Annotated in this window: 22 protein-coding genes; 9 read left to right on the forward strand and 13 right to left on the reverse strand. The window is 73.3% G+C overall.

The window, feature by feature from the left end; translation table 11 throughout:
• The first annotated feature begins 232 nt into the window (after positions 1 to 232).
• Complete coding sequence (locus ACIQPQ_RS13440) at positions 233 to 463, forward strand: DUF397 domain-containing protein (protein WP_401303219.1); 231 nt, start codon at positions 233 to 235, stop codon at positions 461 to 463.
• Here ACIQPQ_RS13440 and ACIQPQ_RS13445 read toward each other — a convergent pair.
• From ACIQPQ_RS13445 to ACIQPQ_RS13455, 3 genes are all read right to left on the reverse strand, one after another.
• Positions 453 to 1,373, reverse strand: coding sequence for an EamA family transporter (locus ACIQPQ_RS13445; protein WP_401303593.1), 921 nt, complete (start codon positions 1,371 to 1,373; stop codon positions 453 to 455). The genes ACIQPQ_RS13440 and ACIQPQ_RS13445 overlap by 11 nt on opposite strands.
• A 393-nt stretch (positions 1,374 to 1,766) precedes the next feature.
• Complete coding sequence (locus ACIQPQ_RS13450; protein ID WP_401303220.1) at positions 1,767 to 2,108, reverse strand: hypothetical protein; 342 nt, start codon at positions 2,106 to 2,108, stop codon at positions 1,767 to 1,769.
• A 170-nt stretch (positions 2,109 to 2,278) separates the two neighbouring features.
• On the reverse strand, positions 2,279 to 2,755 hold the full coding sequence (locus tag ACIQPQ_RS13455) for a hypothetical protein (RefSeq protein ID WP_401303222.1): 477 nt from the start codon (positions 2,753 to 2,755) through the stop codon (positions 2,279 to 2,281).
• A gap of 288 nt (positions 2,756 to 3,043) precedes the next feature.
• Between ACIQPQ_RS13455 and ACIQPQ_RS13460 the strand changes: the two genes are divergently transcribed.
• Both ACIQPQ_RS13460 and ACIQPQ_RS13465 read left to right on the forward strand, forming a co-directional pair.
• A complete protein-coding gene (locus ACIQPQ_RS13460) occupies positions 3,044 to 3,799 on the forward strand; it encodes an alpha/beta fold hydrolase (RefSeq protein ID WP_401303224.1) in 756 nt (251 codons plus the stop codon).
• A gap of 216 nt (positions 3,800 to 4,015) precedes the next feature.
• Positions 4,016 to 5,038 carry a GNAT family N-acetyltransferase gene (locus tag ACIQPQ_RS13465; protein ID WP_401303594.1) on the forward strand — a complete coding sequence of 341 codons (1,023 nt, stop codon included), beginning with the start codon at positions 4,016 to 4,018 and terminating at the stop codon, positions 5,036 to 5,038.
• 211 nt (positions 5,039 to 5,249) lie between these two features.
• Here ACIQPQ_RS13465 and ACIQPQ_RS13470 read toward each other — a convergent pair whose 3' ends face one another.
• On the reverse strand, positions 5,250 to 5,849 hold the full coding sequence (locus ACIQPQ_RS13470; RefSeq protein WP_401303226.1) for a hypothetical protein: 600 nt from the start codon (positions 5,847 to 5,849) through the stop codon (positions 5,250 to 5,252).
• A gap of 172 nt (positions 5,850 to 6,021) precedes the next feature.
• The gene (locus ACIQPQ_RS13475; protein ID WP_401303228.1) at positions 6,022 to 9,006 is read right to left on the reverse strand and encodes an FAD-binding and (Fe-S)-binding domain-containing protein; all 2,985 of its coding nucleotides are present in this window, start codon (positions 9,004 to 9,006) and stop codon (positions 6,022 to 6,024) included.
• A 367-nt stretch (positions 9,007 to 9,373) separates the two neighbouring features.
• Here ACIQPQ_RS13475 and ACIQPQ_RS13480 point away from each other — a divergent pair, with 367 nt between their 5' ends.
• The 4 genes from ACIQPQ_RS13480 to serC all read left to right on the forward strand — a co-directional run bounded on the left by ACIQPQ_RS13480 (position 9,374) and on the right by serC (position 13,453).
• Entirely contained in the window at positions 9,374 to 11,128 is a 1,755-nt protein-coding gene (locus tag ACIQPQ_RS13480) for a SulP family inorganic anion transporter (protein ID WP_401303596.1), read from the forward strand.
• The gene (locus ACIQPQ_RS13485; protein ID WP_401303230.1) at positions 11,125 to 11,601 is read left to right on the forward strand and encodes an ATP-binding protein; all 477 of its coding nucleotides are present in this window, start codon (positions 11,125 to 11,127) and stop codon (positions 11,599 to 11,601) included. The genes ACIQPQ_RS13480 and ACIQPQ_RS13485 overlap by 4 nt, the downstream gene beginning before the upstream one ends.
• Positions 11,602 to 11,865: 264 nt before the next feature.
• Entirely contained in the window at positions 11,866 to 12,228 is a 363-nt protein-coding gene (locus tag ACIQPQ_RS13490; RefSeq protein WP_401303232.1) for an ArsR/SmtB family transcription factor, read from the forward strand.
• Positions 12,229 to 12,334: 106 nt separating this feature from the next.
• Positions 12,335 to 13,453: a phosphoserine transaminase gene (gene serC, locus ACIQPQ_RS13495; RefSeq protein ID WP_383769303.1), complete on the forward strand. Its 1,119-nt coding sequence runs from the start codon at positions 12,335 to 12,337 to the stop codon at positions 13,451 to 13,453.
• A gap of 75 nt (positions 13,454 to 13,528) precedes the next feature.
• Here serC and ACIQPQ_RS13500 read toward each other — a convergent pair whose 3' ends face one another.
• The gene (locus ACIQPQ_RS13500; protein WP_401303234.1) at positions 13,529 to 14,410 is read right to left on the reverse strand and encodes an ABC transporter permease; all 882 of its coding nucleotides are present in this window, start codon (positions 14,408 to 14,410) and stop codon (positions 13,529 to 13,531) included.
• Positions 14,407 to 15,504 (reverse strand): ATP-binding cassette domain-containing protein, encoded by a 1,098-nt coding sequence (locus tag ACIQPQ_RS13505; RefSeq protein ID WP_401303236.1) that lies wholly within the window; start codon positions 15,502 to 15,504, stop codon positions 14,407 to 14,409. Before ACIQPQ_RS13505 ends, ACIQPQ_RS13500 begins: the two co-directional genes overlap by 4 nt.
• A 120-nt stretch (positions 15,505 to 15,624) precedes the next feature.
• Here ACIQPQ_RS13505 and ACIQPQ_RS13510 point away from each other — a divergent pair, with 120 nt between their 5' ends.
• Positions 15,625 to 16,401 (forward strand): TetR/AcrR family transcriptional regulator, encoded by a 777-nt coding sequence (locus ACIQPQ_RS13510; protein WP_401303238.1) that lies wholly within the window; start codon positions 15,625 to 15,627, stop codon positions 16,399 to 16,401.
• 90 nt (positions 16,402 to 16,491) lie between these two features.
• Here ACIQPQ_RS13510 and ACIQPQ_RS13515 read toward each other — a convergent pair whose 3' ends face one another.
• The 4 genes from ACIQPQ_RS13515 to ACIQPQ_RS13530 all read right to left on the reverse strand — a co-directional run bounded on the left by ACIQPQ_RS13515 (position 16,492) and on the right by ACIQPQ_RS13530 (position 20,357).
• On the reverse strand, positions 16,492 to 17,778 hold the full coding sequence (locus ACIQPQ_RS13515; RefSeq protein ID WP_401303240.1) for a cation:proton antiporter: 1,287 nt from the start codon (positions 17,776 to 17,778) through the stop codon (positions 16,492 to 16,494).
• On the reverse strand, positions 17,775 to 19,325 hold the full coding sequence (locus tag ACIQPQ_RS13520; protein ID WP_401303242.1) for a tryptophan 7-halogenase: 1,551 nt from the start codon (positions 19,323 to 19,325) through the stop codon (positions 17,775 to 17,777). Before ACIQPQ_RS13520 ends, ACIQPQ_RS13515 begins: the two co-directional genes overlap by 4 nt.
• Positions 19,326 to 19,441: 116 nt before the next feature.
• On the reverse strand, positions 19,442 to 19,732 hold the full coding sequence (locus ACIQPQ_RS13525; RefSeq protein WP_401303244.1) for a phosphopantetheine-binding protein: 291 nt from the start codon (positions 19,730 to 19,732) through the stop codon (positions 19,442 to 19,444).
• Between the two features lie 130 nt (positions 19,733 to 19,862).
• Positions 19,863 to 20,357: a GNAT family N-acetyltransferase gene (locus ACIQPQ_RS13530; protein WP_401303246.1), complete on the reverse strand. Its 495-nt coding sequence runs from the start codon at positions 20,355 to 20,357 to the stop codon at positions 19,863 to 19,865.
• 97 nt (positions 20,358 to 20,454) lie between these two features.
• Here ACIQPQ_RS13530 and ACIQPQ_RS13535 point away from each other — a divergent pair, with 97 nt between their 5' ends.
• Positions 20,455 to 20,979 (forward strand): GNAT family N-acetyltransferase, encoded by a 525-nt coding sequence (locus ACIQPQ_RS13535; RefSeq protein ID WP_401303247.1) that lies wholly within the window; start codon positions 20,455 to 20,457, stop codon positions 20,977 to 20,979.
• Between the two features lie 39 nt (positions 20,980 to 21,018).
• Here ACIQPQ_RS13535 and ACIQPQ_RS13540 read toward each other — a convergent pair whose 3' ends face one another.
• Both ACIQPQ_RS13540 and ACIQPQ_RS13545 read right to left on the reverse strand, forming a co-directional pair.
• Entirely contained in the window at positions 21,019 to 21,456 is a 438-nt protein-coding gene (locus ACIQPQ_RS13540) for an NADAR family protein (protein ID WP_401303249.1), read from the reverse strand.
• A gap of 124 nt (positions 21,457 to 21,580) precedes the next feature.
• Positions 21,581 to 22,432, reverse strand: coding sequence for a GNAT family N-acetyltransferase (locus tag ACIQPQ_RS13545; RefSeq protein WP_401303251.1), 852 nt, complete (start codon positions 22,430 to 22,432; stop codon positions 21,581 to 21,583).
• Positions 22,433 to 22,435 lie beyond the last annotated feature (3 nt).

Below are 22,435 nucleotides of genomic sequence, written 5' to 3' on the forward strand. Positions count from 1 at the left end.
TCGCCCCGGACGGCTCAGCCAGGCGTCCGGCGCCACGGACCGGACCTCACACCACTACGGAGATGACATGTACGGGGACCACTTGCACGGGGGCCGTTCACATGGGGGCCCATTGCACGAGGGCCGTTCACATGGGGACCCATTGCGCGGGGACCATCCGCGCGGAGACCACCTGCGCGGAGAGCACCCGCGCGGGGAGCATGCACAGGGAGAGCGCCTGGACGGAGATCACGTGCGCCGCGATCGCAGGGCGACGGCGCCGCCCGCGACCAGCGGTGCGGCGGCTCTCGGCGGAGCCGTCGGCTGGCGCAGGTCGACGTACAGCGGCGCCGCCGGGGAGTGCGTGGAGGTCGCCGACCTCGCGGCCCGCACGGCCGTCCGGGACAGCAAGAGACCCGACGGCCCCGCCCTGTCCTTCAGGGCCGGGGCCTGGGCGGACTTCTTGGACTCCGTCAGGAGCTGAGCGGCGGCGCGGGCAGAGGCGGAGGCGGTGCCTTGCGGCTCACCTGGGTGCGGACCGCGCCCATGCTGGCGGCGATGACCAGGGCGATCGCCGCGGCCTGGGTGGTGGTCAGGGCCTGGTCAAGGATGAAGAAGCCGGCCGTGGCCGCGATGGCGGGCTCCAGGCTCATCATGACCGCGAAGGTGGACGCGGGCAGCCTGCGCAGGGCCAGGAGTTCGAGGGTGTAGGGCAGCACCGAGGAGAGCACGGCGACGGCCGCGCCGAGCCCCAGTGTCACCGGGTCCAGCAGCGCGGTACCGGACTCCACGATGCCGAGCGGGAGGAAGAGCAGCGCGCCGACCGCCATGGCGAGGGCCAGCCCGTCGGCCTGCGGGAAGCGGCGGCCCGTACGGGCACTGAAGACGATGTACGCCGCCCACATCCCGCCCGCCGACACCGCGAAGGCCACACCCAGCGGATCGAGGTCGCCGAACCCGCCGCCACCGAGCAGGAACACCCCGGCGAGGGCCAGCCCGGCCCACACCAGGTTCACCAGACGACGGGAGACGACGACGGAGAGAGCGAGCGGGCCCAGCACTTCCAGGGTGACCGCCGGGCCGAGCGGGATGCGGGCGACGGACTGGTAGAAGAGGCCGTTCATCGCGGCCATGGTGACGCCGAAGACGACGACCGTCGTCCAGTCGGCGCGGGAGTAGCCGCGCACGCGGGGGCGGCAGACCACGAGGAGGATCACCGCGGCCACCAGCAGCCGCAGCGCGACGACCCCGAGCGCGCCCGCCCTCGGCATCAGCGTCACGGCGAGCGCACCGCCGAACTGCACGGACACCCCGCCCGCGAGCACCAGCCCGACCGGACCGAGGGCACCCCAGCGTCCGGAGGTGCTGGTCGGGGTGGACACCCCGGCGGACACGGCGGAAACGGCGGACTCGGAGGAGGTGGCGGACCCGGGGGACCCGGCGGACCCGGACGCCTGGGGGGTGCCGACGGCGCCGGACGTCCCGGGCACGCTGGGTACACCCGGCGAGCCCGGTGTGCCCGGCGGGTTCGAGGGGGACGACCTGGCGATGTCGGGCGTGCTCACGGGCGGTCCAGGGGCTCTCGACGGGGAGTGTTCATCACGATGTACTGCGAAGTCCACGGTAGTGGACTCCGTCAGGTGTGTGAAGTCGATTAGCCACTGTCGGCGGGGCTGTCTCAGATGGCGGGATGGGGGGCGAGGGGGAGTGGGGAGGGGGGAGGGGGGGAGGGCCCCCAAGGGGAGGGGCATGGGGGGCGGATGCGGCAGCGCGGGAGCGGAGGGGGATCAGGGCAGCCGTCGGCCCCTCTTCGCCGACTGCCGGTTGTGCCCCTTGGTGTCCCACCACTCGTCCAGGTGGGCATGGACGAGGTGTACGAGCTGGCGGAGTCGGTCGGGAGGGGGTGCGGGTGAGGTGAGGACGTCCGCCCAGGACTTGTCGTCCCAGGGCAGGGTGAGCAGCCACCGTTCGTCCGGGCGGCTTTGACCGCTCACGGTGAGCCAGTACGTGAGTGTCGCGCTGCGGTCAGGGTGGTGCTCGATCGCCAGCTTGGTGACGTCGAACCGGAGTCCGTCGCCGGTGACGTACGAGCGGCTCAGCGCCTGCTGGGCCGGTGTCTGCTCCTCCACGGAGCCCCACCACCCTTCTCGCCCTCGGACCACGCCGGAACGTGGCCCTATCCCTTCAGACCACGCCGGAACGTGGCCCTATCCCTTCAGACCACGCCGGAACGTGCCCTTCCCTTCGGACCACGCCGGAGCGTGGCCCTATCCTCTCGGACCATGCCAGAACGCGACGTCTAGCAGGCGACAGCGCCCGCGACGGCCGCCCGGTCGACCTTGTAGGCGGTCAGGAGGTCGTTGGAACCGGCCGGGGTTCCGATGATGGTGCGGAACTTCTCGACGCGCGGGCACTGGTTCAGGTAGGTGGAGTATCCGCCGCGGCCGTTGGGGTCTCCGGACCAGATGGCGGTGCTGATCTTGCGGTCCATCGTGCTGTTCCAGCCGTGCCGCGCCTTGATGTGCTTCCAGCCCCACGTGCTCGTGCCGCAGCGCAGCGTGATGGCCTGGGGACCTCGGTAGTACTTCTTGAGCACGTAGGTGCGGCTGTGGCTCCGGCACTTGGCGTCGTAACTGGCGGCTGCCGCCGTGACGGTCTGCGTCTGTCCGGAGCCGGAGGGCGTCGTGGCGGACGCGGAACCGGCCGCCGGTATCAGCAGGGCCGACATGGCGACGGCAGCCGACAGCGCTGTCCTGACGGTCGTGGTGTGAAGCATGTGTTCCCCCTGTTCTCCCCATGGTCAGTGGGGAGTTGGTGTGAAACGTCTCGTTGGTGACGCCTTTTCACCGTTTCACCGCGGCCCGCGCACGGTCAAACAAATAGACGCTCCAGGCGCGTCGGGCGCGTCAGGCAGCCCTCACGACACCGGGCGGGCCCGGCCCCTCACCCTCGCCCCCCTCCCCCCTCCCCCGCTCCCCCCGCTCCCCCACTCCCCGCCACCTCCCAGCGACCTGCGCGCAGTGGCCCAAATTGGCATGATTGATAAGTAATGGGGTGGTACGTCATGGGAAATTACGTCCTGGTTCATGGCGCCATGCACGGTGGATGGTGTTGGCGTTTCGTGCGTGATCTGCTCGCGCGGGGCGGGCACCGGGTGTTCACGCCGAGCCTGACCGGGCAGGGCGAGCACCGTCATCTCCTCGGCCCGGACGTCGGCGTCGGCACGCACGTGCGGGATGTGGCCGGTCTGCTGCACTACGAGGATCTCGACGAGGTGCATCTGGTCCTGCACAGTTACGCGGGCGTCCTGGCGGGCCCGGTGGCCGAGCGGGTGGGGGACCGGATCGCCTCGGTCACCTTCCTGGGGGCGTTCGTCGTGGAGCCCGGCGAGTGTCTTCTGGACGTCGAACCGCCCGAGACGGCGGACCGGTACCGCGCGCTCGCCTCCGCCGGCGGGGACGGCTGGTGCCTGCCCGCCGACGCGTCCTTCCTCGCTCAGTGGGGTGTCACCGACGAGGCGCTGAAGGCCTGGGTGGCGCCGCGCCTCACCGACTTCCCGCTGCGCTGCCAGACGGACGCCGTCGACTTCGCCCCCGGACCGCTCGCGGGCCTTCCCTCGGCCTACGTGGAGCACACCAGGCCGCCCCTGCCCAGCCTCGGCCTGTCGTTGAGCAGAGCGCGCGCCTACGGCTGGGACATCCACTCCGTCCCGACCGGGCACGACATGATGCTCGAAGCCCCCGAGACCACCACGCGTCTGCTGACCCGGATCCTCGTGCGCGGCGCGCCTGGCCCGTCGGCATCAGGGCAGGGCATCTGACCTGTCACGGCAGGGGAGTTGGGAAGCTGTGCGGTTGCTGGTCAACTGCGACGCTCTGTGGCGGGCGGCTGTGGTTGCAGGTGCCTGTTGGCGAACGGCGGGTCCTGGGCTGAGTCGCTGGGTACGCTCCTGTGGTCCTTGGTCGAGAGGAGTCGCTGAGTGGCCCGGTCGAGCGGACCCGTTCTGTCCACCCAACTGTCGACCCAGAGGCTCGTGATGGAGCCGATCTGCCGAGGGGACAGCGAGGATCTCTTCGAGGCTGTGGTCAGCCAGGACAGCGTCATGCGGTGGCTGGCGACCGGCCGGGCGGACAGCCGGTCTGCGGCCGAGGCGATGTGTGACGATCACGTCGCCCACTGGGCCAGACACGGGTACGGCGACTTTGCGGTCAGGGATGCCGCAACGCGCGAGTTTCTCGGCCGGGTGGGACTGCGGAATCGTCCCCGGTACGGAGTCGACCTCGGTTTTGCCCTGCACCCACGGGCCCAAGGACGCGGGATCGCGGGCGAAGCGGGCCGTGCGTGCCTGAACCTGGCCTTTCGCCACCTCTCGCTCCCCGCCGTTTTCGCGTTCGTCCTACCCGACAATGCGGCCTCGATCGCGGTACTGCGCCGCCTGGGCGCCCAGGCGGACGGAACTGTCCAGTCCAGTGGTCTGCGGTGCCTGCGCTACCGGTTCGACCCCGCCGCCCCGGCCACCGCGGAGCCAGTGGTCGGCGACGGTCGTACGGACCTCCGGCTGATCCATGCGCCGGGCCCCGGTTCCCCGGAAGACGGGGCCGTACTCCGCGATGGCCTGCTCGACCCCTTCGGGGGGAACGGGCTCAGCCTGGTGCGGGCCGACGGACAGCACACTTTGACGGCTGTCTCCGAGGGCGGGCCGGTTGCTTCCGCGGGATGGCTGCTGCGAGACATGGCCTTCGACGGATCGCCGCGTCGCACCGCGGGGCTGGGCGGCGTGCTGGTGCACCCCGCCCATCGACACCGGGGCATCGCCCGGACGGTGATCAGCGTGGCGGTCGAACACGCGCGAGCAGCCAGCACCGAGACGATGGTTGTGCACTGTGTGCCGGACCTGGTCCCGTTCTACACGGAGCTGGGATGGAACCGGCTCACCGTGCCCGTCATCGCCCAACAGCCCGGCGGCGAAGTGACTTTGCCGCTGACCACCATGATCTACGACCTGGCGGGCCTGCCTCATCCCACCGTCAGTGTGCAACTGCGGGGCCTGCCCTTCTGAGCAGGTGAGGCGGCGGACCATGAGGGGGGTGGAAGTCCGCCGGGGCAGTGTGCTGCCCCGGCGTGTCCGCTGACGCGGGAGACCGGGCAGGTGGTGTCACTCGACGCCCCGCGGGGCGGTCCGGCTGACGTGTCGCCGTCCAGCCGAACCGCGCTCCGGCGCTGTTCCAGGGGTACGCGAGGACTACGGGAGCCCTGTGGTCGGGGCTACGTCAGCAGTGCGTCCGCTGAACCAGACGGCCGAGGGACTTGCCGTCGATGCTCTCGCCGCACCGGAGTACGCCCTCGACCTCTGCGCCGAAGGTCTGGGCGGTGCCATGGGCGTCCACGACCCATCGGCTGCCGCGGTCGCAGGAGGAGCCCTGCCAGGTGCCGGTGGCCTTCACCGTGCCGCGGTAGAAGTAGTACCGGCCGCTCTGACTGACCGTGATCTTGATGGAGGCGTTCTTGGTCGTGGTCTTCGACTTGGTGTGTGTGTAGGCGCCGTCGACCTGGGCGTCGAGGCTCGTGAGCACCTTGCGGGTGCTGTAGCCGTCGCCGTTGCCCTGAGTGACGTTGTGTCCGGCCTTGATCGTCCTGACGTGGTCCAAGGTCCGGGAGACGGTGTCACGGCCGCCCTTGTAGCTCTCCACCGAGTGGGTGAGGACCTGGGTCCGGCTGGTGCTGATCCACTTCACCGATCGTGTGCCCGGTTCGCAGATCAGGGGAGCCGCGTCGGCGGCTCCCGCCGACGGCAGGACGATGAGGAGTGAGCCCGCGAGCCCGGCGACGGCTGTGAGCGCGGGCAGTCTTGTCCTGGTGTTCTTCTTCATGGTTTCCCCGTGTTTGTAGGCGTGTGCAGTCACGGTAGGTGTTCTGCTCGGGGAAACGGACACCGGGCATCCAGGCAGTCCGGAACTGACCTGCCGGGCCATCGAATTCGGTCAACACGACCTGCTCCCCCCATCCCTTCCTCCTACACCTCCCCCTCCCCCACCTCCTCCCTCAATCCCCCAATCCCTCAGCCAGCACCTCCGCCAGATGGCGCCCCCGTACACCCGCCAGTTGGGTCAGTTGGGTTCGGCAGGAGTAGCCGTCGGCGAGGACTGTGGCTTCGGGGGGTGCCTGGCGGACGGCGGGGAGGAGTTGTTCTTCGGCGCAGGTGCGGGAGATGGCGAAGTGGCCTTTTTCGAAGCCGAAGTTGCCTGCGAGGCCGCAGCAGCCGCCGGTCAACTCGCCTGTGAGGCCTGCGGCTTCGCGGAGGCGGCGGTCGGGGGTGTCGCCGAGGACGGCGTGCTGGTGGCAGTGGGTCTGGCCGGTGACCGGGCGGTCCAGGCGTGGGGGGCGCCAGTCGGGGGCGTGGCGTTCGAGGGTCTCGGCGAAGGTGAGGACGCGGGTGGCGAGGCGGGCGGCGCGGGGGTCGTCGGCGAGGAGTTCGGGGAGGTCGGTGCGGAGGGCGGCGGCGCAGCTGGGTTCGAGGACGACGACGGGGGCGTCGGTGTCCAGTACCGGTTCCATCAGGTCGAGGGTGCGCCGCAGGACGGTGCGGGCCCGGTCGAGCTGGCCGGTGGAGACGTAGGTGAGGCCGCAGCAGACGCGTCGGCGTGCGGTCGTGAGGCGGAGGAGGGCGGTGGGGTTGCGGGTGTGGCCGTCGCCGACCGGGCGGGGGACGTGAGGGGGCAGGGTCGGGGGGAGGGCGACGCGGAGTCCGGCGGCCTCCAGGACGCGTACGGCCGCGCGGCCCACGGAGGGCGAGAGGTGTTCGGTGAAGGTGTCCGGCCAGAGGATGACCAACTCACCGTCATTTGGACGTGGTTCGGGTCGTCCGCGCCACCAGGTGCTGAACGTGCGCCGGGCCAGGCGGGGGATGGCGCGTTCCGGTGCGATGCCGCCGAGGTGTTTGGCCAGTGCCGCCAACGGGCGTACGCGGGCGAGGGTGTTGAGGAGTCCGGCGGTGCGGGTGCGGCTCGTCCAGGTGAGCCACAGGGGGAGGCGGCCCATGCTGTGGTGGGCGGCGGGGCGGCGGCGTCCGGCGTAGTGGTGGTGGAGGAACTCGGCCTTGTAGGTGGCCATGTCGACCTCGACGGGGCAGTCGGAGCGGCAGCCCTTGCAGGAGAGGCAGAGGTCGAGGGCTTCGCGTACCTCCTCCGACTGCCAGCCGTCGGTGACGAGTTCACCGGCGAGCATCTCGTGGAGCAGGCGGGCGCGGCCACGCGTGGAGTGGCGTTCGTCGCCGGTCGCGCGGAACGACGGGCACATCACGGCGGGCCCGTTCGCCGTCGTCGTACGGCATTTGGCGACGCCGACGCAGCGGCGGACGGCGGCGGAGAAGTCGCCGCCGTCGCCGGGGTAGCCGAAGGCGACGTCGACGGGTTCGCGGGGGAGGACGGCGAAGCGGAGGTCGGCGTCGAGGGGGGCGGGGTCGACGAGGACGCCGGGGTTGAGGAGGCCGTCGGGGTCCCAGACGGCCTTGGCGCGGGCGAAGAGGGTGACCAGGTCGGGGCCGTACATGCGGGGGAGGAGTTCGGCGCGGGCCATGCCGTCGCCGTGTTCGCCGGAGAGTGAGCCGCCGTGGGCGACGACGAGGTCGGCGAGGTCCTCCGAGAAGCGGCGGAAGCGGGCCACGCCCGGGGCGGTGAGGAGGTCGAAGTCGATGCGAACGTGGATGCAGCCGTCGCCGAAGTGGCCGTAGGGGGCGCCGCGCAGGCCGTGCGTGGTGAGCAGGGCGCGGAAGGCGCGCAGGTAGGGGCCGAGGCGGGCGGGCGGGACCGCGCAGTCCTCCCAGCCGGGCCAGGCCTCGGTGCCGTCGGGCATGCGGGTGGCGGTCCCGGCGGCGTCCTCGCGGATGCGCCACAGGGCGCGCTGTCCGGCGGGGTCGGTGACGACCGCGGTGTCGACGGCGTCGGCGGCGCGCGCGATGTCCGCGGCCCGCGCGCGGGCCTCCGTCCCGGTGGCGCCGCCGGTCTCCACGAACAGCCAGGCCCCGCCGCGTGGCAGTCCGGTCGCCGAGGGCACGAGGTCGGCGGCCATGCCCTCGACGGTGAGCGGCCGGTGGGGCAGGAGTCCGGCGGCGGCTTCGGCGGCGGCGGCCTCGTCGGCGTAGCCGAGGACGGCGAGCGCGCGGGCCTTCGGTGCCTCGACGAGGTCGACGACGGCTTCGGTGAGGATGCCGAGGGTGCCTTCGGAGCCGCAGAAGGAGCGGGCGACGTCGGCGCCGTGTTCGGGCAGCAGGGCGTCGAGGGCGTAGCCGGAGATACGGCGGGGCAGTGCGGGGAAGCCGGTGCGCAGGCGGGCCAACTCGCCTTCGGCGAGGGCGCGCAGGCCGTCGGGGGCGCCCGCCCAGTCGCGTCCGGGGTGCAGCCGTTCGCCGCGGGCGGTGAGGACGGTGAGTGCGCGGACGTTGTCGGCGGTGGTGCCCCAGGCGACGGAGTGGGAGCCGCAGGAGTTGTTGGCGATCATGCCGCCGAGGGTGCAGCGGCTGTGGGTGGAGGGGTCGGGGCCGAAGCGCAGGCCGTGGGGGGCGGCGGCTTCCTGGAGCCGGTCGAGGACGAGTCCGGGCTGGACGACGGCGGTGCGGGCGGCCGGGTCGAGGGTGACGAGCCGGTTCAGGTGGCGGGTGAAGTCGAGGACGACGCCGGTGCCGGTGGCCTGTCCGGCGATGGAGGTGCCGCCGCCGCGGGGCACGACGGGTACGCCGTGGGTGCGGCACACCTCCAGGGCGGCGGCCACGTCGTCGGCGTCGCGGGGGGCGACCACGCCGAGCGGGACGCGCCGGTAGTTGGAGGCGTCCATGGTGACCAGGGCGCGGGACGTGACGTCGAAGCCGACCTCGCCCCGGACGGCCCGGCGCAGCTCGGCGGCGAGCCGGGCGGGGTCCACCGGGGTCCCGCCGTCCGACCGGCCGCCACCGTCCGTCCGGCGGCCACCGTTCGACCGGCCGCCGCCGTCCGCCGGGGTCCCGCCGTCCGCCGCGTGCTCAAGATCCCTCATCCCCCCAGCAAATCAGCCCTCGGCGCCCGCCAGGGGATATCAGGTCATCCGGGCCGCCGCGCATCCCACGACGGCGCCCATCCACCTGCACAATCAATGAATTGCCAAATTATGCAATTCGATACATGCTGTGCACGGCATGTATCGGGCCGCGGCCGCGCTCAGGTGGTGAAGAGGTACCCAGGTGGTGAAGAGCCAGGTGTACGACGACGAGTACGACGATGACGGCACCGTGCACGCCGGGCGCGCCGGGCGTGCGGGGCGGCGACCGGCAGGGGGCCCGGTGGCGGCGGGCCTGGCCGGCGCCCTCGTACGCGGTGCGGCCCGTGTCCGCGCCCTGCTGCCCACCCGCGCCGACCTGACCGCCATGGGCCGGGCTCCGCGCCGCGACCTGCTGGCGGGGCTGACCGTGGCGATCGTCGCGCTGCCGCTCGCGCTGGGTTTCGGGGTCTCCTCCGGGCTCGGCGCGGAGGCGGGGCTGGCGACCGCCGTGGTCGCGGGCGCGGTCGCCGCCGTGTTCGGCGGGTCCGGGCTCCAGGTGTCCGGGCCGACCGGGGCGATGACGGTGGTGCTGGTGCCGATCGTCGCCGAGTACGGCACGGGCGGGGTGCTGATGGTCGGGCTGATCGCGGGGGTGATGCTGATCGGGCTGGCGCTCGCGCGGGCCGGGCGGGCCATGGCGTACGTCCCCGCGTCGGTCGTGGAGGGCTTCACCCTCGGGATCGCGTGTGTGATCGGTCTCCAGCAGGTGCCGCACGCGCTGGGGGTCGCCGCGCCGGACAGCGACAAGGTGCTCCCGGCGACGTGGGAGGCCGTCGAGGCGTTCGTGTCGTCGCCGAACTGGACGGCCGTCGGTCTCGCGGCCGGGGTCGCGGCGGTGATGCTGGTGGGGGCCCGGGTGCGGCCGGGCGTGCCGTTCTCGATCGTCGGCGTGGTCGTCGCGACCGTCGTCGCCCAGGTGTTCCACCTGAATTCCGCCGCCCCGATCGGCGCCCTCCCGGCGGGGCTCCCCGCGCCGTCCCTCGGCTTCGTCGACCTGTCGGCGCTGGGCACGCTGCTGGCCCCGGCGGTGGCCGTCGCCGCGCTCGCGGCACTGGAGTCGCTGCTGTCGGCGCAGGTAGCGGACGGGATGACGGTCGGCCGGCGGCACGACCCGGACCGGGAGCTGTTCGGGCAGGGGCTGGCGAACATCGCGGCGCCGCTGTTCGGCGGGGTCCCCGCGACCGGCGCGATCGCGCGTACGGCGGTGAACGTGCGGACCGGCGCCTCCTCGCGGCTCGCCGCGCTGGTGCACGCGGCCGTCCTCGCGGTGATCGTGTGCGCCGCGGCGCCGCTGGTCTCCCGCATCCCGCTGGCGGCGCTGGCGGGCGTGCTGATCGCGACGGCGGTGCGGATGGTCGAGGTCGGCTCGCTGCGGGCGATGGCGCGGGCGACGCGCGCCGACGCCGTCGTCCTGGTGCTGACCGCGGTGACGACGCTGGTCCTGGACCTGGTGTACGCGGTGGTGGTGGGCCTGGTCGCGGCCGGGGCGCTGGCGCTGCGGGCGGTGGCCCGGCAGGCCCGGATGGACCAGGTCGACCTCCGCGCCGACCTGCCGGGCGAGCACGGTGACGAGGAGCACGCGCTGCTGGCGGAGCACATCGTGGCGTACCGGATCGACGGGCCGCTGTTCTTCGTGGGCGCCCACCGGTTCCTCCTGGAACTCTCCGAGGTCGCCGACGTCCGGGTGGTGATCCTGCGCATGTCGCGGGTCACGGCCCTGGACGCCACCGGCGCCCTCGTCCTCAAGGACGCCGTACGGCGGCTCGACCGGCGCGGCATCACCGTCCTGCTCTCCGGCGTCCGCCCCGGCCAGCGGCAGGCCCTGGAGTCCGTGGGCGTCCTGGACCTGCTGCGGCGGCGGGACGCGGCCGACCCGAGCGACCCGGCCGACCCCGACAGCACTGGCAGCACTGGCAGCACTGGCAGCACCAACAGCCCGGGTACGGGTGACACCGACCCGGCGGGGCGGGTGTACGCCACCACGCCGGAGGCGATCGCCGCGGCGCGGGCCCGCGTGCAGCGCGCCGGACTGCTCCCCCTCCCGACACGCCCCCTCCCCACATCCCCGGAGGTCTCGTGATCCGCCGTCCCGAGGCGCTGCCGTACCGGCATGTGCTGACCATGCCCACGACGGGCGCGGCGGTGCGGGTCGCGCGCGAGACGACCGAGCAGGTGCTGACGGAGTGGGGGGTCGACCGCCGTCATCCCTGCGTCGATCCGGTGCTGCTGATCCTCGCCGAGCTGGTCACCAACAGCGTCCGGCACGCGGCCGCGGTGTCGCCGCAGGTCACGGTGGTCTACGCGGGCGGCCCGGACACGTTCGCGTTCGCCGTCCACGACCGTCACCCGTTCCAGCCCGCGCTGCTCGCCGCGTTCACCGACGGCGGGCGGGGCGGCGAGGGCGGCGGCGGACGCGGTGACGGCGCGGGGGCGGCGTCGGGCGGCGGGCTGCCCACGGTCGTCCAGCTCACCCTCCAGCTCGGCGGCACCGCCGTCGTCCGCGCCGACCCGGACGGCCGGGGCAAGAGTGTCTGGATCACCCTGCCTCTGTAGCGGCGACGCCCCACGCGACCGGGGCAGCCACAGGCCTGGCCGCCAGGGCAGCCACACGCCTGGTCGCAGGGGCAGCCGCAGCGCCGGCCGCCGGGGGTGCCGCCGCCCCCGCCCGCGTGACGGCGGCCCCCTGGTCATCACCCCGGCGGGAACAAGCGAGGATGGCTCCATGGCGAAGAAGTGCGGGTGGACACGGGGCACCGGACGGGAGCGGGGGCGGCGACCGGCCCGTTCCGCCGTCGGGTGCGGGAGGGGGCCCGGCCGGTGAGTACGCCGCTGTACCAACTGAAGGCGGAGTTCTTCAAGACGCTCGGTCACCCGGTGCGCATCCGGGTGCTGGAACTGCTGAGCGAGCGCGAACACGCCGTCTCGGAGATGCTGCCGCAGGTCGGCGTGGAGGCCGCGCACCTGTCGCAGCAACTGGCGGTGCTGCGCCGCGCCAATCTCGTCGTCACCCGCAGGGAGGGTTCCGCCGTGTACTACGCGCTGGCCAATCCGCGGGTCGCGGAGCTGCTCCGGGTGGCGCGGACGATCCTGTCGGGGGTGCTGGCGGGGCAGGCGGAGCTGCTGGCGGACCTGCGCGCCGCCGATCCGGGCACCGCGTCGCGGGGCGCGGACCCCGCCTGAGGCGTGGCCGGACCACGCACCCGGAGCGTCTCACCCGAGCACCTGGGGCGTCTCATCCGACGGACGACGTTTCACCCGCGTTTCCCGCACCCGATAACCTCCCCTCGTGGCTGAGATCCAGATTCCTGCTGACATCAAGCCCGCCGACGGTCGTTTCGGCGCGGGCCCCTCCAAGGTGCGGGTCGAGGCGCTGGACGCCCTGGCCGCCACCGGAACCTCCCTGCTGGGCACGTCCCACCGCCAGGCCCCGGTCAAGAACCTGGTCGGCCAGGTCCGGGCGGGCGTCTCCGAGCTGTTCCAGCTCCCCGAGGGCTACGAGGTGATCCTGGGCAACGGCGGCTCCACCGCCTTCTGGGACGTCGCGACCCACGGGCTGATCGAGAACAGGTCGCAGCACCTGACGTTCGGCGAGTTCAGCTCCAAGTTCGCCAAGGCCGCGAAACTCGCGCCCTGGCTCGGCGAGCCCTCCGTGATCTCCTCCGAGCCGGGTACGCACCCGGAGGCGCGCGCCGAGGCGGGCGTGGACGTGTACGCGTTCACGCACAACGAGACCTCGACCGGTGTCGCGGCCCCGCTGCGCCGGGTGGCCGGTGCCGACGAGGGCGCGCTGGTGCTGGTGGACGCGACGTCCGGCGCGGGCGGCCTGCCGGTCGACATCGCCGAGACGGACGTCTACTACTTCGCCCCGCAGAAGTCGTTCGCGTCCGACGGCGGGCTGTGGATCGGCGTGTTCTCCCCGGCCGCGATCGAGCGCGCCGAGCGCGTCCACGCGTCCGGCCGGCACGTCCCGGAGTTCTTCTCGCTGCCGACGGCGATCGACAACTCCCGCAAGAACCAGACGTACAACACCCCGGCGCTGGCCACCCTGTTCCTGCTCAACCAGCAGCTGGAGTGGATCAACGGCCAGGGCGGTCTGGCCTGGTCGACGGCGCGTACGAAGGACTCCTCGACCCGCCTCTACACGTGGGCGGAGGAGTCGAAGTACGCGACGCCGTTCGTGACGGACCCGGCGCAGCGCTCGCAGGTCATCGGCACGATCGACTTCTCGGACGAGATCGACGCCGCCGCGGTGGCGAAGGTGCTGCGCGCCAACGGCGTCGTCGACACCGAGCCGTACCGCAAGCTGGGCCGCAACCAGCTGCGCGTGGCGATGTTCCCGGCGATCGACCCGGCGGACGTCGAGGCGCTCACGAAGTGCGTCGACTACGTGATCGAGAAGCTGTAACGGCCTGTCAGGCAGCAGGGAGAGGGCGCCCGGTACGGCTACCGGGCGCCCTCTCCTGTCCCCGGACCCGGTCCGCTAGCGGCTCAGTGCCCGGAACTTGCGGACCGCCAGCGGCAGGAAGACGGCGGTCAGCAGGACCGGCCACACCCCGGACATCAGCAGGGCGTGCTGTTCCACCCAGGAGTCGCCGCCCCCGGCCGGGCCTCCGAAGAGTTCACGGGTCGCGGCGGCCGTCGAGGAGACGGGGTTCCAGGCGGCGAGGAAGCCCAGCCAGTCGGGCATGAGCTGGGGCGCGACGAAGATGCTGGAGATCATCGTGAACGGGAAGGCGACCGCGAACAGGCCGCCCGCCGCCTCCGGGTTGGGCACGAGCAGCCCCACCCACACCCCGACCCAGATCAGGGCGAACCGCAGCCACAGCAGCAGGCCGAAGGCGGCGAGGAAGCCCCATCCGCCGTCCGGGCGCCAGCCCATGGCGAACGCGGTGAGCATCATGATCGCCAACTCGGCGCAGGCGCCGATGAGATCGGTGACCCCGCGGCCGGTGACCACGGCGGACGGGGACATCGGCATGGAGCGGAACCGGTCGATGACGCCCTTGGTGGAGTCGTGGACGACGTTGGTCGCCGTGTTGATGAAGCCGAAGGCGATCGTCATCGCGAACATGCCCGGCATGAGGAAGTCCCGGTAGTCGCCGCCGCCCGGCACCCGCATGGCACTGCCGAAGACGTAGCCGTAGAGCAGGACGGAGACGATCGGGAACCCCAACTGCCAGGCGATGTTGACGGGTTGGCGCTGGTAGTGGGTGAGGCCGCGGCGGACGACGTTCCAGGAGTCGGCGGTCGCCCAGTACACGCGGCCACGCACGGGACCGGAGCCGGGACCGGAATCAGGGCTGCGGCCGGGGCCGGTCAGGTCCGCCGTGACGCGGCCCGCCGGGTCGAGGGCGCTGCTCATGCCGCGGCCTCCTTCGCGGGCACGGAGGGCACCGAGGACGCAGGCCGGGACGCCTCCGGGGGCGTCCCCACGTCCAGGTCCGAGTCCGGGTCCGAGTCCGCGTCCGGGTCCGGGTCCGGGTCCGGGTCCGGAGTGTCCGTGGGGTGGCCGGTGAGGCGGAGGAACACGTCGTCGAGGCTCGGTCTGCGCAGCCCGATGTCCTCCACTCGGACGCCCTCGTCGGCGAGCGCGCGGACCACCTCGGTGAGCGCGGACACCCGGTCGGCGACGGCGGCGTACACCCTCGACGCGGCCTCGTCGCACCGGGGTTCGCCGTCCGCGACGCGGGCGAGGACCCGCGCGGCGTGCGGCAGGTCGGAGGGGTCGGCGACCGTGACCTCGACGCGGTCGCCGCCGACGCGGTCCTTCAGCCCGTCCGGGGTGTCGTCGGCGAGGGCGCGCCCCCGGTCGATGACGGTGACGCGGGAGGCGAGCCGGTCGGCCTCCTCCAGGTACTGGGTGGTGAGCAGCACGGTCGTACCGCCGGCGACCAGCGCCCGTACGGCGTCCCAGACCTCGCCGCGGCCGCGCGGGTCGAGGCCGGTCGTCGGCTCGTCGAGGAAGAGGACGGCCGGGGCCAGGATCATGGAGGCGGCAAGGTCGAGCCGGCGCCGCATGCCGCCGCTGTAGGTGCCGACGCCCCGGTCGGCGGCGTCGGCGAGACCGAACCCCTCCAGCAGCTCGGCCGCGCGCAGCCGGGCGCGCCTCCCGCCCAGGTGGAAGAGGCGGCCGAACATCTCCAGGTTCTGCCGTCCGGTGAGCACCTCGTCGACGGCCGCGTACTGCCCGGTCAGCCCGATGCGGGCGCGGACCTCGCGCGGGCTGCGGGCCACGTCGAGCCCGGCGACGCGGGCCCGGCCGCCGTCCAGCCGGACCAGCGTGGACAGGATGCGGACGGCGGTGGTCTTGCCCGCGCCGTTCGGGCCGAGCAGCCCGTGCACGGTGCCCGCGCGGACGGCGAGGTCGAAGCCGTCCAGGGCGTCCTTGGTGCCGTACCGCTTGCGCAGCCCCTCGGCGAGCACGGCGTACCCGTCGGGCACAGGTTCCTCGGACATGGGTCCCCCTTCCCGGGCGCGCGATCCACGCGCCCTGAACTGAGTACACCGTACCCGATTACGCGTACACCGTACTCAGTTTCAGGGCGGGGCTCTGCGGCCCGGTTCTAAACTGCCCCCATGACGAGCAGCGCGGAGACCAGTGGCAGCGGCGACCTCGTCCGCACGCTCGAACTGCTGTGGGACACCGGGAAGCGGCCCAGCCGGGGGCCGAAGCCGGGGCTGACGCTGGAGCGGATCGTCGAGACGGCGGTGGCGGTCGCGGACCGCGAGGGCCTCGACGCGGTGTCCATGCGCCGCGTCGCCACGGAACTCGGCACCGGCGCGATGTCCCTCTACCGCTACGTCCCCGGCAAGGCGGAGCTGCTGGACCTGATGCTGGACCGGGTGCAGCGGCCCGGCCCCGACGACCTCGGCGAGGGCGGCTGGCGCACGGCGCTGGAGACGCTGGCCCGCGCCACGCTCGCCCTGCACCGCCGCCATCCGTGGCTGCTCCGGGTCAACCAGTCCCGCCCGGTCCTCGGCCCGGCCACGCTGGACGGCATGGAGAAGGTCCTCGCCCGCATCCGGCCGATGGGCCTGTCCGACCCCGAGCTGATCTCGGTGATCATCATGATCGACGGCTACGTCGTGGGGGCGGCCCGCACCCAGCTGCACCAGGAGGAGGCGGAACGCGCCTCGGGCCTGACGGACACTCAGTTCTGGTCCGCGCAGGAGCCGTTCCTGGTGGAGGCGATGGCCTCCGGCCGCTACCCGGTGACGGCCGCGCTCTCCGAGGACGCTTTCGGCCGGGACTTCGACCACTTCACGTTCGGCCTCGAACGGGTCCTGGACGGGCTGGAGTTGCTGGTGGAGCGGCGGCGGGGCCCCGACGGGGAGACCGCGCGGAGGCCGTGAGCGGACGGCCGCCCCGACCGGCCCCCCGCCCCACGGGCCGTCCCTCACGGCTCCCTCACGGCTCCCGGACGCCGCGCGGTCCCCGGCCGGTCACCCCGACCGTGCCGCCGTGGACCCGGTGTCCGCCCCCACCGCCTCGGCCCCCTCCCTCTCCCCTGTCTCCTCCGGCTCTTCCCGCCGCAGCCAGGTCAGCAGGGGGCCGGTCATGGCGGTGGTGAGGACGGCGACGACGACGAGGAGGGCGTACCAGCGGGCGTCGAGGAGTCCGGCCTGGCGGCCGACGTTGAGGGCGATGAGTTCGGTGAGGCCGCGGGTGTTCATCAGCGCGCCGATGATCCCGCTCTCCTTGCGGGTCCGGCCGCTGAGACGGGCGGCGAGGGCGCAGCCGCCGAGTTTCGCGCCGACGGCGACGGCGAGGAGGGCGGCGAGGAGCAGCAGGTCGGTCGCGCCGAGGCCGCCGATGTCGACGGAGAGGCCGGTGGTGATGAAGAAGACCGGCAGGAGCAGTCCGCCCGTCCGGTCGGCCCAGCCGACGAGCGCCGCGTCCGGGGTGCCGTCCGTGCGCCGGGGGGTGAGGAGTCCGGCGAGGAACGCCCCGAACACGGCGTGCAGGCCGAGGGCGTTGGTGGCCCAGCCGGACAGCAGGGCGACGGCGACGAGCGGTCCGTCGCGCCGTACACCGGGCAGGGCGGCGATCCGCCGCAGGACGGGCCGGACCAGGAGGAGCATCGCCACGAGGTAGCAGGCGAGGAGGGCGAGCAGTTCGGGCAGGGGGCGTCCGCCGGACCCGGCGAGGACGACGACGCCCGCGAGGATCAGCCAGCCGAGGACGTCGGTGAACGCGGCGGCGGCGGTGGCGACGGTGCCCGGCACGGTGCCGGTGAGGCCGCGGTCGCGGATGATGCTGGCGAGGACGGGCATCGCGGTGATGGACAGGGCGACGGCGAGGTAGAGCGGGAAGGCCCAGCCGTCGGGGACGCCGCGGGGCCGCAGGCCGGTGTCGAGGACGAGCCGGCCGAGGGCCGCGCCCGCCGCCATGGGGACGACGAGCGCGGCGGCGGACACGGCGGTGACGGCCCGCCCCTGGCGGCGCAGGAGCGAGGTGTCGAGTTCGCAGCCCACGGAGAACATGAACAGCACGAGCGCGATCTGCCCGACCACGCCGAGGAAGGGCAGGATCTCGTCGGGGACGAGGGTCTCGCTCGGGTCGCCGGGGAGCCGCCCGAGGAGGCTGGGGCCGAGCATGATCCCGGCGAGGACCTGCCCGATGACGGGCGGCTGCCCGACGCGGCGGGCCAGCGCGGACAGCAGGGCCGCCAGCGCCACGACCACTCCGGCGGCGGCCAGGACACCCGTCGTGATCTGCTCGGCGCTCACCGGACGGTGGCGGGGACGGCCCAGCCGAGACCGTCGGGCGAGGGGACCAACCCCTCGGGGAACAGGGGCTGTTCCAGGCTGGTGGCGCCGCCGAGGGTGGCGCGGGCCTGGATCTCGTTCATGCCCTGCATGACGTCGGTGACGACCTGGGTGCCGAACAGTTCGCCCATCCGCTCGCCGCTCTCGCTCTGCGCCGGTCCGGTGCGGGTGACGGCGTCGGCGAGGTCCTTGGAGGAGCCGCCGAAGCGTTCCTTGAGCTGGTCGAGGTCCATGAGCGCGGACTCGCCGGAGGAGACGCCGCCGACGAGTTCGACGAAGGCCCGCAGGTCGGTGGCCTCGGCGCGGGAGACCTTGCGGGCCTGCCAGAAGTACGACTCCTCGTTGTGCTGCATGTCGTAGAAGGCGAGGAGGAATTCGTAGAAGACGCCGTACTCGCGGCGGTAGCGGCGCTCGAACTCGTCGAAGGCGCGGGCCTCTTCGAGGGTGCCGGCGAGCGCGCTGTTGATCGAGCGGGCGGCGAGGAGGCCGCCGTAGGTGGCGAGGTGGACGCCGGTGGAGAACACGGGGTCGACGAAGCAGGCGGCGTCGCCGACGAGGACGAGGCCGGGCTGCCAGAAGCGTTCCATGGCGTACGAGTAGTCCTTGCGGACGCGGAGTTCGCCGTACGGGCCGTCGGTGACGCGGGTGGCGTCCTTGAGGTAGTCCTTGATCATGGGGGCGCGGTCGATGAACGCGGCCATGGCGGCTTCGGGGTCGCGGGAGAGGGTGCTGACCTGGGAGCGGTTGACGACGGCGCCGACGCTGGTGAGGGTGTCGGTGAGCGGGATGTACCAGAACCAGCCGTCGTCCCAGGCGCAGCAGAGGATGTTGCCCGCGTCGGGGCCGGGGAGCCGCTTGCCGCCCTCGTAATAGCCGTAGAGGGCCACGTTGCGGAAGAAGTCGGAGTAGTTGCGCTTGCCGACGGCGCGGGCCAGGCGGCTGTTGCTGCCGGAGGCGTCGACGACGTACGTGGCGGACGTCTCGTGGGTGGTGCCGTCCTCGTCGGTCCAGCGCAGCCCGGTGACGCGCTCACCCTCGCTCAGCGTGGCGACGGCGGTGCACTGTTCGCGGACGTCGACGCCGACGCGGCGCGCGTTGTCGAGGAGGATCTTGTCGAACTTCATCCGCTCGACCTGGTAGGCGGTGGACGTGGGGCCGGACATGAGCGGCGAGTACGCGAAGAGGAAGTTCCACGGCTCGGGGTTGGAGCCCCAGCGGAAAGTGCCGCCGCGCTTGTGCATGAACCCGGCCTTCTCGATCTCCTCGCTCACCCCGAGGAACCGGCAGATGCCGTGGATCGTGGCGGGGAGCAGGGACTCGCCGATCTGGTGCCGGGGGAAGGACTCCTTCTCCAGCAGCAGCACGCGGTGCCCGGCCATCGCGACCAGCGCGGCGGTGGTGGACCCGCCGGGCCCGCCCCCCACGACGACGACGTCGTAGGCGGGGGCGGGGGTGCCGGTGCCGGTTCTCGGGGTGGCGTCGGGGGCGGGGGTCTCGTTCGGGGACATGCGGTCTCCCTGGGCTGTGGCGGGCGGGTTCTCGGGCATGGCGGAGCGCGCGGACGGGGTGAAGTCCCGTACGGCGGGGTGGAGTGGGGAGTGAGAGGGGTGAGGGTCGGCCGGGGTCAGGTGTCCGCGCGTGAGGGCGCGGGGCCGGTCACGGCGTCCGGGTCCGCCGGGGCCAGGAGGGTGGCCCAGGCGGCGAGGGTGGGCCGTTCGGCGAGTTCGGAGAAGCCGACGGCGGCACCGTCGGTGCGCCACCCCTCCACGAGGGCCATCATCCGTACGGAGTCGAGCCCTTGGTCGAAGACGTTCTCGTCGACCTCGACCTCACCGGCCTCGACGTAGAGCGCCTCGGCGACGTCCTGGCGCAGGCGCGCGAGGGTGAGGGCATGCGGTTGTTTCGCGTCACCCATGGTCCGTCCTTCCTGTGCACGGGTGACGCCAAGCTAGTTAGGTAAGGCTTGCCTAATAAACCAAGTGATGGTCAAGCCGGGTTCCCGCCGCCGGGCGTGGACGCTGAGGTGGGTCGGCGTGCCCGATCGGTTACACCGGCCGCCGCATGCACAGGAGTTGAGGGCGGTCGTCCCAGGGGTCGGTGACGGTGAAGCCGAGCCGCCGGTAGAGGGCGACGGCGTCGGCCCGCCACTCCCACACGGAGAGCCGTACGGTGCGCGCCCCGGCTTCCCGGGCCCGCGCGACCCCGGCGCGCAGCAGCGCGGAGGCGACGCCCCGGCCCCGGAAGGCGGGGTCGGTCCACAGCCGCTTGACCTCCGCGTCCCCGTCGGCCGGGCGGGTCACGACCAGGCAGCCCGCGGCGGTGTCCCCGACGCGGGCCACGAGCACGGTGTGTCCCGCGAACGCGGCGGCGGGGTCGAGGACTTCGGCCCGGTACCGGTCGGGCAGTCCGTCCACACCGCCGACGGGCGCCCCTTTCTCGGCCTCGGTCCGCAGGTGGTAGTCGGCGAGCAGGGCGGACAGGCGGTCGCCGCCGCCGGGGGCGGGCCAGTCGACGACCCGGACCTCGGACCGGTCAGTCATGGAGGACAGCCTAGAGAGGCGCCCGCACTGGACCGCGCCGGCCCGCACCGGTCGGACGGCCCGCCGCCCGACGGCCCGCCGCGCCTACACTCACGCCATGACCCCGGACGCCGCCCCCGTAGTCCGTGCCGCGACGGCGGCCGACCTGGACCGGGTGGCGGAGATCTACGCCTTCTACGTCCTGCACACGGTGGCGACGTTCGAGGAGACCCCGCCGGGGGCGGCCGGGTGGCGGTCGCGCCTGGACGACCTGGCCGCGCGGGGCCTGCCGTTCCTGGTGGCGGAGGTGGCGGGCGAGGTGGTCGGCTACGCGTACGCCGGGCCGTGGCGGCCGAAGCCCGCGTACCGGCACACGGCGGAGACCTCGGTCTACCTGGCGCGCGACCGGACGGGCCACGGCCTGGGCGGCACCCTCCTGGCCGCCCTGCTGACGGCGTGCGCCGGGACGCCGGTCCGCCGTCTGATCGCCGTCGTCGCGGCCGACGACACGACCGGGGCGGCCTCGATCGCCCTGCACGGCCGCCACGGCTTCACCCGGGCGGGCCGCTTGACCGCCGTCGGCTTCAAGCACGGCCGGTGGATCGACACGGTGCTGATGGAACGGGCGGTCGGGGACGCGTGAGGCCCGCCGGGTCGCGCAGCCCGCGCCGGGATCGGGGTGTCAGGTCCGCAGCTGCTGCCGGGTGCGCACCAGAATCCGGCCGAGCATGTTCTTGCCGTTCCCGTTGCGGCCGCGGCCCCAGTAGTGGTCGGTGGTGGTGTCCTCGACGATCTCCTGGTCGCCGGTGGACAGCAGGATCTCCCGGATGCCGTCGTGCGCCTGGAACTTGGCGGCGACGGCCCGGCGCATCACGTCGTCCTTGACCCGCTCCCAGTCGCGGCGCAGCGGCCGGGACGGGTCGCGGCCGAACTCGGCGGCCCGCAGCGGCGTACGGGCCCGCCGGACGAGGTCCGCGTGCCGGGTGCCCCTGAACTTCTGCGCCTGGAAGTAGTGTTCGGAGGTCGGCCACCACGTTCCGTCGAGGTCGAAGCCGTGGGCGGAGAAGTTCGAGAAGCACCCGTACGGCACGTCGTCGGCGCCGTAGAAGTAGATCGTCACGGGAGCCTTTCGAAGGGGCGCCGAGGGCGCGGCGGGCGCAGGGGCCCGGAGGCCGGGGACCTCGCACGCTGCCAGGCGGGCCGCGGCCCCCGCAACCGGGTTTCCTGCCGCTCCGCTCCGCGGGTCAGTGGAAGTCGTAGCCGGACCAGTCCGCGAGGGGGACGTAGCCGAGGCGGCGGTAGAGGCCGGTGCTGGTGGGGTTGTCCGGGTCGGCGTAGAGGACGACGTCGGTGGCCCCGGCGTCGAGGGCGGCCCGGCTGACGGCGACGGTGACGGCGCCCGCGTAGCCGCGTCCGCGGAGGGGGGCCGGGGTGTGGACGGGGTCGACCCGGACCATGCCCGCGAGCGCGGAGGTCACGGCGGCGAACGAGACGGGGGTGCCGTCCGGGGTCTCCCAGAAGGTGAAGTGCCGGTCGGCGAAGCGGGAGGTGTCCCAGGTGGCGGCGTCGACGCGCGGCACCTCGCCGACGGCTTCGGTGAACTCGCGGCACCAGGCGACGACTTGGTCCCGGTCCGCTGCCCCGGCCTGCCGTGCCCGCCCGGCGGGAACCGGCTGCGGCGGGGTGAGGGTGCCGAGCCGGTGCAGCCGGGCGTACCAGCCCCGTTCGGCCTGGGCGCCGGTCAACCGCGTCCAGCGGGTGGCCAGTTCGGCAACGGTGTCGTGCTCCCCGAGCACACCGGGCACGGTCTGCCGCTCCCCGACGAGGAGGGCGGCGAGGGAGCCGGCCTGGCCCGCCGCGAGCGAGGTGACGGTGAGCCGCCGCGCGGGGGTGAACTGGTAGACGGCGGCCCGGACTTCACCCGCGTCCTCCAGCCAACCGAACACCGGCTCCCGCAGCTCGGCCTCACCCCGCCGCGCCTTCTCCAGCGCGGTGAGCTGGGTGGTGTGCGCGGCGGGCCGCGACCGGAGGAACCGCCCGGCGCGGGCGAGGAAGGCATCGAGGTCGGAGGTCAGGTGCCAGCCGTCTGTACGCATCAC

The organism is Streptomyces sp. NPDC091281 (genome assembly GCF_044757425.1).
GTDB lineage: Bacteria > Actinomycetota > Actinomycetes > Streptomycetales > Streptomycetaceae > Streptomyces.

Excerpts from the sequence above, each read along its gene's own strand:
- ACIQPQ_RS13455 (WP_401303222.1), bottom strand. The coding sequence starts at position 2,755 with ATGCTTCACACCACGACCGTCAGGACAGCGCTGTCGGCTGCCGTCGCC.
- ACIQPQ_RS13460 (WP_401303224.1), top strand. The coding sequence starts at position 3,044 with ATGGGAAATTACGTCCTGGTTCATGGCGCCATGCACGGTGGATGGTGT.
- ACIQPQ_RS13465 (WP_401303594.1), top strand. The coding sequence starts at position 4,016 with ATGGAGCCGATCTGCCGAGGGGACAGCGAGGATCTCTTCGAGGCTGTG.
- ACIQPQ_RS13470 (WP_401303226.1), bottom strand. The coding sequence starts at position 5,849 with ATGAAGAAGAACACCAGGACAAGACTGCCCGCGCTCACAGCCGTCGCC.
- ACIQPQ_RS13475 (WP_401303228.1), bottom strand. The coding sequence starts at position 9,006 with ATGAGGGATCTTGAGCACGCGGCGGACGGCGGGACCCCGGCGGACGGC.
- ACIQPQ_RS13480 (WP_401303596.1), top strand. The coding sequence starts at position 9,374 with ATGGGCCGGGCTCCGCGCCGCGACCTGCTGGCGGGGCTGACCGTGGCG.
- ACIQPQ_RS13500 (WP_401303234.1), bottom strand. The coding sequence starts at position 14,410 with ATGAGCAGCGCCCTCGACCCGGCGGGCCGCGTCACGGCGGACCTGACC.
- ACIQPQ_RS13505 (WP_401303236.1), bottom strand. The coding sequence starts at position 15,504 with ATGTCCGAGGAACCTGTGCCCGACGGGTACGCCGTGCTCGCCGAGGGG.
- ACIQPQ_RS13510 (WP_401303238.1), top strand. The coding sequence starts at position 15,625 with ATGACGAGCAGCGCGGAGACCAGTGGCAGCGGCGACCTCGTCCGCACG.
- ACIQPQ_RS13520 (WP_401303242.1), bottom strand. The coding sequence starts at position 19,325 with ATGTCCCCGAACGAGACCCCCGCCCCCGACGCCACCCCGAGAACCGGC.
- ACIQPQ_RS13525 (WP_401303244.1), bottom strand. The coding sequence starts at position 19,732 with ATGGGTGACGCGAAACAACCGCATGCCCTCACCCTCGCGCGCCTGCGC.
- ACIQPQ_RS13530 (WP_401303246.1), bottom strand. The coding sequence starts at position 20,357 with ATGACTGACCGGTCCGAGGTCCGGGTCGTCGACTGGCCCGCCCCCGGC.
- ACIQPQ_RS13535 (WP_401303247.1), top strand. The coding sequence starts at position 20,455 with ATGACCCCGGACGCCGCCCCCGTAGTCCGTGCCGCGACGGCGGCCGAC.
- ACIQPQ_RS13545 (WP_401303251.1), bottom strand. The coding sequence starts at position 22,432 with ATGCGTACAGACGGCTGGCACCTGACCTCCGACCTCGATGCCTTCCTC.